Here is an 11831-nt window from a genome sequence, read left to right on the forward strand (position 1 = left end):
TCCGCATGTCCACATGATCGTACCGGGCGGTGGCCTGTCTGCCGATGGCACCGGTTGGGTCGCCTGCCGCAGGAATTTCTTCCTCTCTGTCCGGTGCTGTCCCGCCTCTACCGGCGCCTCATCCTGGACGGGCTGGCCCGGCTGCACAAAGCCGGGAAGCTGCATTTCTTCGGCGATCATGCCGGGCTTGTCGATCGCGCGGCCTTCGACGCTTTCCTGCGACCGCTGCGCAAGATCGATTGGGTTGTGTATGCCAAGGAGCCCTTCGCCGGACCCGGGGCCGTGCTGGCATACCTGTCGCGCTACACCCACCGTGTCGCGATCTCCAACAGCCGCCTGATCCGCATGGACAGCCGGAGCGTCACCTTCCGCGTCAAGGATTACCGCGTCAACGGTCCCGGGCGGCATACCACCATGACCCTCAAGACCGGCGAGTTCATCCGCCGGTTCCTGATCCATGTCCTGCCCAAGGGGCAGCATCGCATCCGCCACTACGGCTTCTTCGGGAATGGCAACCGTGCAGCCAACATCGCCAGGATCAAGGAACTGCTCGGGGCCGAAACATCAGATCAGGGTCACGCTCGCGATGACAATATCGATGCATCCGATGCACTTGCCCGCGTCCTCGCGCTGCCATGCCCCTGCTGCGGCGGGCGGTTGGTCATCGTCGAAACCATGGCGCCAGAACGGCGCCCCAGAGCGCCGCCAGGAACAGCGAGGGCTTCTGCATGACACGCGCGCCAAAAACCGGAAGTCCAATCTCAACCGCGCTCAAAACCGGTTGCGACCCCACCGGCATGGCCGGAACCCAGATGCCCGTGGTTCAGAAGGTCACGAAAACCGCAGGATACAACGCATGTTGACCAAAGCCCGCAAAACCTATGCTGAAGCCGCTTGCAAGAGTGCTGCCGCCTCATCCAGCTCCGCAAAATCCAAGGCAAACAACCGGCTCAAATCCCCATAGACCTGGGGTGGTCCGCCCAATCCCAACCCCGCGATTTCCCGCTTGAGCGCTTCTCCGACCCGGCCCACTGCTGCGGCGCGAGCGCAGGTCTGGTCCGGATTGGCAAACGGCACGTGCCGCCCGCCAACTTGGTTCAAATGTCGATTTGCTCGGCGATGCTCAGCGCATCTTCAAGTTCGACGCCAGCGGATGGATGGCAAAGGCCGGTTCCTCCCCTCTCGGGACATTGCTTCGCACTGCCCTGCAGGGCAGTGGATCAACATCTTCGTGGAACGTCTGTGGCGGAGCCTGAACGTCTACTTGCATGGTGAGCGTCCGATGAACCCGACCTCACGCGTCGTTTCTCGGTGATCTAAGTGTCCACTTAGCTAAATGGACACTTAGGGGTCAGTTATGAGTAATCGCAAAAAACGCTGGAAGTGGTTTGATGAGGAAAAGCGGGAGATCTGCCAGCAGGCCGTTCTTCCAGGGGCATCGGTTGCACAGATTGCGCGGCGTTATTGCGCCAATGCCAATATGATCCACAACTGGTTGAAGGATCCGCGCTTTGCACCGGATGCGGAAGATCTTGCCATGCCTGCGGATGCGCCTTTCATCGAATTGGATGTGTCGGCCGCAGCCTCCCATCCAGTTCCGGATGTTGTTGCCACGCCAGCCACAGTTCTTTCCGCAAACAAGGTTGATATTACGCTGTCCGATGGGCGGCGCGTGTTGATCGAAGGGCCAATGCCGCTTGGGTCCATCATTGGTTTGGTACAGGGCTTAATGGCTTGATCCCGGTTCCTAGCAATACGCGCGTCTGGCTGGCGGCAGGTGTCACGGACATGCGGCTCGGGGATCTGCTCAAGATCATTTGGTGGGGCGCGCAAGGTGCCTGCCTGTTCAGCAAGCGGCTGGAGAAGGGAAGGTTCGTGTGGCCCGCTGCAAAGGATGGAAAGATCAGTGTGACACCAGCGCAATTGTCGATGCTGCTGGAAGGGATCGACTGGCGGATGCCACAGAAGACCTGGCGACCATTGCAGGTCGGTTAAGTCAATAAATACACGGCTTTGACCGCTTTCGGGATTCACGTTCTGTCCCTGATCCAGTATATGATTGGCGATGATCAAGGACCTCGATATCACGCCAGACGATCCCGCAGAGCTGCGGGCTGTGAACCGGCTGCTGGCCGATGAGGTCAAATCCCAGGCGCTCTTGATCGAGAAGCTGAAGCATCAATTAGCGGGGCAAAGCCGCCATCGTTTTGGTGTACGATCAGAGAACTTGGATCAGCTCAATCTGACCTTTGAAGCAGATGAGAAGATCGCTGAGGTGGCGGAGGAACAGGCCAGGACCAAACCATCATCCGGTGAAGATGGGGTGCCGCGCCAACACAGCCGTAAGCCGCTGCCTGATCATCTGGACCGGCATGACGAAGTGCTGTCGCCCGGCGAAGACTGCGCCCGCTGCGGCGGCAAGCTGAAGACACTCAGTGAGGATGTCACCGAAGAACTGGAATACGTCCCCGGTCGCTTCGTTGTGAACTGGATCGTTCGTCCCCGCAAGGCATGCTCGGACTGTGACGCGATTGTGCAATCGCCACTTCCATCGCGCCCCATCGAGCGCGGGCGGCCCGGCCCCGGCCTGTTGGCGCATGTGCTGGTCAGCAAGTATGCCGATCATCTGCCGTTGTATCGACGAGCCAAATCTATGCTCGCGAAGGGATCGACCTGGATCGTTCGACCATGGCTGATTGGGTGGGCCGTTCAACGGCGCTCTTGGAACCCCTGGCCGACGAGATCGGGCGGATCGTCCGGCGCGGTGGGGCTCTCTTTGCTGACGATACGCCAGTGAAGATGCAGGCTCCCGGTCAGAAGAAGACCAAAACCGCGCGGGTCTGGACCTATGTGCGCGATGAGCGGCCCTGGTCGGGAGCATCACCGCCTTGTGCATGGTATCAGTTCACAATTGATCGCAAAGGTGAGCATCCCGTTAGTCATCTCTCAGGTTACAAGGGCTGGGTTCATGCTGACGGCTACTCTGGCTTCAATGGTCTGTTTGGTGAGGGCAAGGCCGATGAGATGGCCTGCATGGCCCATGTCAGACGCAAGTTCGTGGATGTCTTTGCGTCCCAAGGTAATGCCATCGCCGAGGAGGCCATCCGCCGGATTGCGGAACTCTATGCAGTGGAGAAAGACGGGCGCGGCAAAGCGCCCGATGAGCGCGTTGCGCTGAGACAGTCGCGATCAAAACCGATCTTCGATGACCTGGAAGAATGGCTGCATGCGCAACTGCCCAAAATCTCGGGCAAGTCGCCACTGGCCCAGGCTGTCAGGTACGCCCTTGGCCGGATACCAAAGGCGCGGCCATACCTTGATAACGGCCACCTTGCGTTGGACAACAACACAGCCGAGCGTGCGGTCAAGCCTGTGGCCATCGGCCGGAAGAACTGGATGTTCGCAGGCTCTGAAGGCGGCGGAAAAGCCATGGCCATCGCCTTCACCCTCATCGAAACGGCAAAAGTCAACGACGTCGATCCTCAGACTTGGCTAACATGGGTTCTCGCCCAAATTGCAGACCACAAAATCACACGCCTCGACGAGCTCCTACCCTGGCGTTACGCTGCCAAAGCAGCGTAACAGGCCAAGCCCTGCCGGAACAGGTCGGGTTCAACGGGCAGGCACATACCAGTTTCCCCTGCTTCGCCAGCGCGCGCCAGGCCGACAGCTGGTTTGGCAACACCCCATACCGCGCCGCCACCCCATTCACCGTCGCTCCTGGCTCAAGCGTTTCCGAAACAGCCTGCGCCTTCACAGCATCCGGCCACCGACGGTAACCTGACGAATAAATCTCGACGCCCAACGATTTGAGAAACGAATTTGTAGCACACATTGCGAAACGCACTCCCCACTATGAGATGGGCGATATCTCGCAGTACCAAAGCAACCCTACAATGTGTGCCAGGCACAACGCTTACCTTGCATGCTTGGGAGACCGGATCGGAAGCCAAAACGGGTGTCGGCAGATGGATCGAGTTCTATAACCGGAAACGCCCACATTCCGACCTTGGCGGCAAACCTCCCGCCACGGTCTATTGGCTGAGAAATAATGAACCCCAAACCAATCAGCAGGAGCAGAAAGTAGCTTAAACTACGCCAGATCCTGTCCAAACATTGGGAAGTAGCTCAGACCACAGATTTTCGGGCTGCCCGTGTTTTATGGTCTAAGCGTTCTTGTCAGAACGAGCGTCTTCCTCATCGCCAATGAATCTTGTGAATGTTTGAAGCGTCCCGGTTTCGTCGCAGACGATCTTGATCACAATTAAGATCGGCAGAGCAATCACCATCCCCATGACCGACCAAATCCACGCAAAGAACGCGACAGACAGGAAAACAACTGTTGTGTTCAGCCTCATCCGGCGGGAGATGACGAGTGGAGTAATGAGCTGCCCTTCGATGGATGTAAGCAAGACATATGTCGCAAATACCCCGGCGGCGGCCCATGTCCCGTCAAGACTGACGAACGCGACGGCTGCAGCAATGCTAGCCCCCATGAGCCCGCCCAGAAACGGAACAAAGTTCAGGCCGAAGGCTGTGAACCCGAATATCAGTGCGTTGGGCAGCCCCCATAGATGCATCGCGATGGCAATGGCGACACCCAGGCCCGCGTTGATGATTGTAATTCCACCCAGATAGTAGCCCAATCGATCTTCGACCGCATAGAGGACCTCCACTGCGCGCCGCTTGTCACTGAACCTGTTGAAGCTCTGCACTGTCTTGGTCAAAAACATGTCACCGGAGGCGACCAAGAAAAACAATAGAAGGAGAGCGAACGCAATCCGGCTCAAGAAGCCCGGAGCCATGCTGAAAATCGTTGCTGCGACACCTGTGTTCGAAACCACTTCGACGGCAACAGTATCCGCATCCTGGTCCGCCATGATCTCTTCCGCAGCGTCTGCAGCATCATTAATCGCTTCCAGAGCGCCGCCTGACGCCGTTAACTTTTGCTTGATCTCTTCCATCAGCGACGGAAGATCTTCAATGAACTGCGCAGCAGGGCTGCTGAGTTGGACCAGCAGGATAACGATGATCACCGCCAGCAGAACCGTAAACAAGGCGGCAGAGAGCACTGGCGGCACACCGGCCTGGCCCAGCCAGCGGCGGGGCCTGTTCAGGACAAAATAACCCAACACCGCTGTTATGACTGGAACCAGGAAATCGCTGGCAGATACCAGGGCTTGCAGCAGTAAAAGGCCAAAAATACCCATAATTGGAAATTCGAGACGCTTAAAACCGGGCGTTTCTGCGGGTTCAACAGTGTCAGATCCGGCAGGCTGTTCATCGTTGTCCATTGTTTACCCTCCTGCCCTCTTCGAGGAACACGGTGGCGATCATCGGGAAATGATCCGAACCAAAGCTCTCCAGCCGTGAAAAAGAGACGAGACCGACGTCATTTGTTACAAAAAGCTGATCAATGGGCAGGCGCATGAATGGGTAATCGGCGTGAAAGCTGGAGATCATTCCACGGCCGACACGCGGCTCAGCAAAATTGCCGTAGCGTTTGAAACGCTTGGTTGTCCAGGACCAAGCCACATCGTTAAAGTCGCCCATGCAAATAGTGGGGCGATCCGATGATGAGGTCATCAGAGCCGCGTTCTTGATCTGCCTGTCCCGGGTCTCTGTATCGTTGCCCGGAACCGGTGGTCGCGGGTGCAGGCCAATAAAGTTGAATTCAGGCCCGTTCGGAGCGCGCAAGACGGCCTTGACCGCAGGCGTATCATCATCGGCGGGCCACAGAAATTCCGCGCTGACAACATCCAGACGGGTCGCGAAAATGAGGCCATAGTGATCGTCCGCCACATGCGATTTGACGGTATTGTAGCGTGCCAAAACACCTTGCAGTGCCTTTGCCCAAGCGGCGTCGGTTTCCATCAGCAGCAACACGTCGGGATCTTCGCGATTTATAATCCCGACCAGATCATCGTAGCGGGTATTCTCCATCAGCACATTAACCGCAAGCATATTCACTTCCTCAGCTGCAGAGGGTGCAGGCGACAGATCGACCTCGGTTGATGCCAAGGGCGTGTAAGGAAAGATCTGCACCGCTTGATAGGCAAACGCGGTTGCCAGCGCCCCCAATAGGATTGGTTTGAATTGTACGGGAAAAGGCAAAGTTGCCGCGCTAAGGATCACTGCAGCAATTGCGATATGCAGACGTGGAAAATCCCACATCCGTATCCACCACTGCACGCTGTTTGTCAGTGGCAATGCTGTCACTACCAGAACAGCAATCGCAAGCGACCAGAAAAGAGCACTCAACATTTAACTGATACGTTCATTGCTTCCCGGCTGCCTCTCCCAAATTGTCTGCTTTTTCGGCATCCCGGTGGCCCATCGGCTCATCTTGGCCCTGTGTGGTATCCGAGCGCGTCTGTGCTTCCAGTTCCGCGTTCAGCTCCGCACCCATCAGGATGATAAACGCCGAGATCCAGAACCACATCAACAACACAATGACCCCTGCCAACGTCCCGAAGCTCTCGTTGTATGATCCAAAGTTGCTGACATAAAATGCAAAGCCGGCCGAAGCCAAAACCCAAAGCACACAGCCAGCCACGGCGCCCACCGAGGCCCATTTCCACTCGGGCTCGTCTCTGGATGGCGCATAGCGGTACAGCAGCGAAAGCCCGAAGATCGACAGCGCAAGAAGGATGATCCAGAAACCAATGGTGATGATTGTCTCAACAAAGGTGCCCAGATCCACAAACGCAAGCACAGCCGGGAGGCCCAGCATCGACAGCAACGCGATCAGCAGCCCGGTCATAAGAATGATCGTTAGCGCGAACGTCACCAGCTTGAGCTTGATAAAGCCGCGTTCCTCTTGTTCATCGTATGCGACGTTTATGCCTTCCATCAGGCTCGCCATGCCTTTGGACGCGGAATAGAGCGCCACCAGAACACCAAAGGCGGCGGCCAGCCCCAAACCGCCCTCACGAGAGCCCGCCACAGCGGCTGCCTGTTTGGTAACGATCGCTATCACCTCTTCGGGCACTATTCCGGACAACGCCTGCAGCTGCTCTACAATTGCGCTTGGTTCAACCAGCAGGCCGCTGATGGCAACCAATGCTGTGATTGCGGGAAACAGCGCCAGCAAGCCATAGAAGGCAACACCGGCAGCGATAAGCCCTACCCGGTCTTCTGCGACTTCATCCTTCACGCGAAATGCAATGTCCTTCCAGCCAGCGGCCGGAACGCCGGCAGGTGTTTCAGCGGTGCGGCCACGTGCCATAGCTTGCCCTCTTCCAGTTTGTTCAATAGGGGCCAATCTCGCCCCCTATTCGTATCTCAGGTACCGGGCCTACCAAGTTTCTCGTCCTTGGCAAAGGAGTTGAGCCTTATCTACAACGCGTTTGGCGGCTGATTTGGCCTTGCCCCCAACCGCTTCAACAGCGGATTTGCCACCGGGCGCGCCTGGATCGAGATCAACCTTGGTTTCAGAGGCAATATCCTTGACCTCATCCTTAACAGATTTTGCAACGGACATCGCCTTGGATTTTTCTTCCTCGGAGTTGCGTTCTGCCTGATCAAAGAGAGTGCCGCTCTGCGCGCCCATCATATCATCTTCGGTTTTTGTCCGGGGCAGCGCACCGCCCAGCGCGGCACCGGCAGCAAGCGCGAGCGCACCCGCCATCAGCGGTTGGCGGTTGGCGGTCGTAGAAAACCGCGGCTGCATCTGCGCCATCGTTCATCGAACGCAACGCAGAGTTCCGCATCTCGATTGCTTTGCGGCGTGCTGTGATGACCCGTTGCCGGGCCTCTTGCGTCATCGCCTCTGTCCCTCGGCAATGCGGCTGCCCGCTGCTGCCACCCCGTCACGCGCGGTCTGCAGGCTGCTGGCGGCAGACGTTCTGGCAGGTACAGCGGTGTCTGAAACTGAAGACCCGGCGCGCGATGCGCCATCAACAACTGAGGACACACCTGCTTTGCCAGACGCTCCGGCTTGCGCAGCCTTGTCTTAGACACTGCCGGCGCCGCCAGACAACCTCTCGCCAATGGATGCGCCCTTGTCATGGCTTTCATCCCGCGCCCATGACGGCGTATTGTCATGCTGCAGCGCATAGGAAGATGGCGGTGTATAGGAGCGGTGCTGTTCCCGTCGGGAGCGGCGGAAATCACGTTCAGCACTGCTTCAGCCTTCATCCTCATATGAACGCGAAGCTGCTGCCGGTCTTTGCTGGCCTCCAAACATCATCCAGGCCAGGCCAATACCGGTTAGCGCCAGCGGGATCGCATTTGCATTGACCTGATTGGAGATGGAGCGCCCCATATCGCGGCCATGTTCGCGAAATTGTTCGCTGATCTGACGAACGACAGTGTCGATAGAGAACTTATCCTGCAAATCCTCGAGATTTGACGTAAGATCCGAACGCAGTTCTTCGATCTCTCGTTCGTTTTCCTTCGGGCTGCGGGTATCATTTGTCATCGTATGCGTCATTTACGGCCGCTGCATCACGTTGGACGTTTTTGACCGTCCGTGTCGGCGCAAGGCTTGAGAATCTAAGGTCATTGAGGCCTTTACTGATCAAGACAAATGCCAGCCCCCAAACAGAGCGTCGATGATCAAAGCGGCCCAGCCCGTATCAATTCCGGCTTCGATCAAGGCCGCAACGAGGGCTGCCGCGAGCACATTGAGGGCGGCCAAGGCAATGATAGCAGCTCCCGCAATCACCCCCTGCGCAAGCATACGTGACCATGACTTGGAAAATCGCAGCATAGGGTCAATAATCAATCTGTCCGGAAATCGGGACGAACTCCACGACCCTCGCATCAGGCGCAGTGACTGCTCTGCTGCGAGTGCGAAGCACTTGGGTCATTGTTCCGAAAGCAGCAATCCAGCAGGAGGTGGCGGCCCCGGCTGCGGCAAGGGTTTTCTGCCAGGAAACGCCGAGGAACATTGCCGCGAGTTCCAACTTTCTGGATTGTTTTTTTGCTGAGCTTGGCAACCCAGCCGTGCCGAACTCCGCCCCCACCACCACAGATCACTTTACAACTTCAATAACTGTGTAGGAATTGGTCTGGTGGATGTTCGGCAGCCTGTTGATTTTGTCCCCCAGAACCTGGCGGAAATGCGAGATGTCCCGGGTGCGGATTGTCAGAAGGTAGTCAAATGAACCGGCGATCATCAGGCAGCTTTCAATTTCAGGAACTAGGGCCGCAGCCGCGTTAAACGCATCAAGCGAATTATCACCGCCAGTTGCCGCAAGTGAAACCTGCACAACAGTCAAATGGCCCAGTCCCTGCTTTTCCTTGTTCAAAACTGCCCGGTAACCGCTGATATAGCCGGATTTCTCCAGGCGCTTGACCCTGTCTGAACAGGGGGTATTGGTCAGGTTCACCCGCTGAGACAGCTCGACAATCGAAAGTCTCCCGTCAGATTCCAGTTCTTCCAGGATCCGATTGTCAATCTTATCCAAATCCCTGCCCATCAGTGATATTCCCTGTTCTTCGGCTGTATGCAGGCAACATTTCCTGCACAAATGCTGACAACATGCCCAATTGCTAGTGAATATCACTGATACTGATCCTGGGGATCAAGGGTGTCAATCAATTGCATCCCGCCTGCCTCAATCCAGGAGCAGCCGCGCTCCAAGTCAAAAAACACTGCACACGGAGGAAATAATGACTGTCAAAATCGTCATAGGGCTTGACGGGACAGATACCGGTGAACGCGCACTCACTTTTGCAAAAGACTTGGCGTCGAAAATCGACGCTTGTGAGCTGCTTGCCGTCTATGTCATCGAATGGTCGCCATTTACGTTTCAGACTCCCGAAGAAAACGCTCAGCGCCACAAACGGCGCGAGGAGGAGATCAAACTGGCCAACAGCCGGATTGTCGAACCTGCTGTCACCGCGCTGAAAGAGGCCGGGTTCAAGGCAACCGGTCTGGTGCGGCACGGCGATGTGGCCGAGACCCTGAACAAGATCACAGTCGAAAACGGCGGGTCGCAGATCATCGTTGGCCGGGTCTCTTCGGACGGATTTGCCAAACGCATTTTCGGCAGCTCGACGCAGAACCTCGTGATGCACGCCGATGTGCCTGTCACGGTTGTAGGATAGGGGCAAGATCATGAAAATGACCAAACTCTGGCTGGCCGCAGCCGCGGCCTTCGCGTCCACCCCGCTTTCCGCTCAGGAGGCGATGGGTATTGACGAAAAGGTCAATCAGGTCTTTGCGGATCTGACCGGCCCCTTTGTAGGGCTGATCTTTGCACCGTTTCCAGGCACCAGCTTTCCCTGGATTGTAATGTGGCTGGTCATAGCTGCCAGCATCTTCACCCTATACTTCGGCTTTGTTCAGTTCCGCTTCTTCAAACATTCTGTCCAGCTGGTCAAAGGCGACTTCTCTGACCCCAACGATGCGGGCGAAGTGAGCCATTTCCAGGCGCTGGCCACCGCTCTTTCCGGCACGGTCGGCCTTGGCAACATTGCAGGGGTCGCGGTTGCCGTTGGAATCGGCGGGCCTGGTGCGACGTTCTGGATGATCCTTGCGGGTCTTTTGGGCATGGCATCCAAGTTCACCGAATGCACCCTAGGTGTGAAATACCGTAACGAATACTCTGACGGGACCGTCTCTGGCGGACCAATGTACTATATCTCCAAGGGCTTCAAAGAACTCGGCCTGCCGGGCGGACGGTTCTTGGCGATCATGTTCTCGGTCTTCTGCATCCTTGGTGCGCTAGGCGGCGGCAATATGTTCCAGGCGAACCAGGCACATGCTCAGATATCCGGCATCGTCGGAGACTATCCGGGCTGGATCACCGGGCTCGTTTTTGCTGGCATTGTCTTTGCCGTGATCATTGGCGGCATCAAATCCATTGCCAATGTGACAGAAAAGGTCGTGCCCTTTATGGGGATCCTCTATGTCGGCGCCGCACTGGTCATTCTGGCGGTGAACTATGACAAGATCGGCTGGGCTTTCGGCCAGATTTTTGACGGCGCCTTTACCGGTCTTGGCGTGGCAGGCGGCATGGTTGGCGCGCTGATCCAGGGCTTCAAACGAGCGGCGTTTTCAAACGAGGCTGGTGTCGGTTCGGCGGCGATCGCGCACTCTGCGGTAAAAACCAAGGAACCGATCACCGAAGGTTTTGTGTCCCTGCTCGAGCCGCTGATTGATACTGTTGTCATCTGTACCATGACGGCGCTGGTGATCGTCATCTCGCAGCAGCTGCTTATCGATCCGGCGACGGGCAACTACATGCTGAACGAAGCGGGCACAGCCATTGCAACTGTCGATGGCAACTCCGGTGTTGCGCTGACCTCCGCCGCTTTTGCCTCCGGCATCAGCTGGTTCCCCTATGTCTTGGCTATCGCAGTTGTGCTCTTCGCCTTCTCGACGATGATTTCCTGGAGCTACTACGGGTTGAAGGCTTGGACTTACTTGTTTGGCGAAAGCAAACTGGCGGAGCTGACCTTCAAGATCATCTTCTGCATCTTCATCGTGATTGGTGCAGCAGCAAGCCTGGGTCCGGTCATCGACTTCTCTGATGCAGCGATCTTTGCCATGGCTGTGGTCAACATCTTCTGCCTCTACTTCTTGATGAAACTGGTGAAAAAGGAACTCTTTTCCTACACCGCTCGCTTGAAAGGTGGCGAGCTGAAGAAATTCACGTCCTAAGCCCTGAACTCCGGCGCAATCCAATTGCGCCGGAGTTTTTCCTGAGGCCCTTGGCTTACGTCCACTCTGCCGGGCGGTTGATTTCTAAAAGGCCAGACGGCCTCGCGATCCCCCGGCCTGGCCTTTGAAGGCTAGATTAGTGTCTTTAGATGCAGGTTGCTGACCCAGTGGCCGCATCGGGCTGGGTGCAGCCGATCCGCCCCATGCGGTCCGATCT

The 11831-nt window shown here is 56.9% G+C and carries 13 protein-coding genes and 4 pseudogenes; 8 read left to right on the forward strand and 9 right to left on the reverse strand.

The window, feature by feature from the left end; all coding sequences use genetic code 11:
- A pseudogene (locus tag L1069_RS22635) lies at positions 1-732 on the forward strand (transposase); the annotation flags it as partial.
- A 147-nt stretch (positions 733-879) separates the two neighbouring features.
- Here the strand turns inward: L1069_RS22635 and L1069_RS22640 are convergent.
- On the reverse strand, positions 880-1101 hold the full coding sequence (locus L1069_RS22640) for a hypothetical protein (RefSeq protein ID WP_129370034.1): 222 nt from the start codon (positions 1099-1101) through the stop codon (positions 880-882).
- A 256-nt stretch (positions 1102-1357) separates the two neighbouring features.
- Here L1069_RS22640 and L1069_RS22645 point away from each other — a divergent pair, with 256 nt between their 5' ends.
- The 4 genes and pseudogenes from L1069_RS22645 (at position 1358) to L1069_RS22660 (ending at position 3582) form a co-directional block, all read left to right on the forward strand.
- On the forward strand, positions 1358-1738 hold the full coding sequence (locus tag L1069_RS22645; RefSeq protein WP_237457140.1) for a transposase: 381 nt from the start codon (positions 1358-1360) through the stop codon (positions 1736-1738).
- The gene (gene tnpB, locus L1069_RS22650; RefSeq protein ID WP_237457141.1) at positions 1735-1995 is read left to right on the forward strand and encodes an IS66 family insertion sequence element accessory protein TnpB; all 261 of its coding nucleotides are present in this window, start codon (positions 1735-1737) and stop codon (positions 1993-1995) included. The genes L1069_RS22645 and tnpB overlap by 4 nt, the downstream gene beginning before the upstream one ends.
- Before the next feature lie 70 nt (positions 1996-2065).
- A pseudogene (locus L1069_RS22655) lies at positions 2066-3453 on the forward strand (IS66 family transposase); the annotation flags it as partial.
- The gene (locus L1069_RS22660; RefSeq protein WP_237457149.1) at positions 3430-3582 is read left to right on the forward strand and encodes a transposase domain-containing protein; all 153 of its coding nucleotides are present in this window, start codon (positions 3430-3432) and stop codon (positions 3580-3582) included. The pseudogene L1069_RS22655 and the gene L1069_RS22660, both read left to right, overlap by 24 nt.
- A 49-nt stretch (positions 3583-3631) precedes the next feature.
- Here L1069_RS22660 and L1069_RS24220 read toward each other — a convergent pair.
- Positions 3632-3835 (reverse strand): annotated as a pseudogene (locus L1069_RS24220) (transposase); the annotation flags it as partial.
- A gap of 86 nt (positions 3836-3921) precedes the next feature.
- Here L1069_RS24220 and L1069_RS22670 point away from each other — a divergent pair.
- Positions 3922-4092 (forward strand): annotated as a pseudogene (locus tag L1069_RS22670) (integrase core domain-containing protein); the annotation flags it as partial.
- Between the two features lie 74 nt (positions 4093-4166).
- On the opposite strand, the gene L1069_RS22675 reads toward L1069_RS22670, so the two are convergent.
- From L1069_RS22675 to L1069_RS22705, 7 genes are all read right to left on the reverse strand, one after another.
- Positions 4167-5294, reverse strand: coding sequence for an AI-2E family transporter (locus L1069_RS22675; RefSeq protein ID WP_237457142.1), 1128 nt, complete (start codon positions 5292-5294; stop codon positions 4167-4169).
- Positions 5281-6264: an endonuclease/exonuclease/phosphatase family protein gene (locus L1069_RS22680; protein ID WP_237457143.1), complete on the reverse strand. Its 984-nt coding sequence runs from the start codon at positions 6262-6264 to the stop codon at positions 5281-5283. The genes L1069_RS22675 and L1069_RS22680 overlap by 14 nt, the downstream gene beginning before the upstream one ends.
- Positions 6265-6277: 13 nt before the next feature.
- The gene (locus L1069_RS22685) at positions 6278-7264 is read right to left on the reverse strand and encodes a YihY/virulence factor BrkB family protein (RefSeq protein ID WP_343328083.1); all 987 of its coding nucleotides are present in this window, start codon (positions 7262-7264) and stop codon (positions 6278-6280) included.
- 33 nt (positions 7265-7297) lie between these two features.
- Positions 7298-7681 (reverse strand): hypothetical protein, encoded by a 384-nt coding sequence (locus tag L1069_RS22690; protein WP_237457144.1) that lies wholly within the window; start codon positions 7679-7681, stop codon positions 7298-7300.
- Positions 7682-8128: 447 nt separating this feature from the next.
- Entirely contained in the window at positions 8129-8422 is a 294-nt protein-coding gene (locus L1069_RS22695) for a DUF3618 domain-containing protein (protein WP_237457145.1), read from the reverse strand.
- 99 nt (positions 8423-8521) lie between these two features.
- Positions 8522-8728: a hypothetical protein gene (locus L1069_RS22700; RefSeq protein ID WP_237457146.1), complete on the reverse strand. Its 207-nt coding sequence runs from the start codon at positions 8726-8728 to the stop codon at positions 8522-8524.
- A 250-nt stretch (positions 8729-8978) separates the two neighbouring features.
- Entirely contained in the window at positions 8979-9512 is a 534-nt protein-coding gene (locus L1069_RS22705) for a winged helix-turn-helix transcriptional regulator (RefSeq protein ID WP_237457147.1), read from the reverse strand.
- A 106-nt stretch (positions 9513-9618) separates the two neighbouring features.
- Between L1069_RS22705 and L1069_RS22710 the strand changes: the two genes are divergently transcribed.
- Both L1069_RS22710 and L1069_RS22715 read left to right on the forward strand, forming a co-directional pair.
- Positions 9619-10056 (forward strand): universal stress protein, encoded by a 438-nt coding sequence (locus L1069_RS22710; RefSeq protein WP_237457148.1) that lies wholly within the window; start codon positions 9619-9621, stop codon positions 10054-10056.
- A 10-nt stretch (positions 10057-10066) separates the two neighbouring features.
- Positions 10067-11614: an alanine/glycine:cation symporter family protein gene (locus L1069_RS22715; protein ID WP_129370024.1), complete on the forward strand. Its 1548-nt coding sequence runs from the start codon at positions 10067-10069 to the stop codon at positions 11612-11614.
- Positions 11615-11831 lie beyond the last annotated feature (217 nt).

Origin of the sequence: Leisingera sp. MMG026 (assembly GCF_021654205.1) — a bacterium.
Taxonomy (GTDB): Bacteria; Pseudomonadota; Alphaproteobacteria; order Rhodobacterales; family Rhodobacteraceae; genus Leisingera.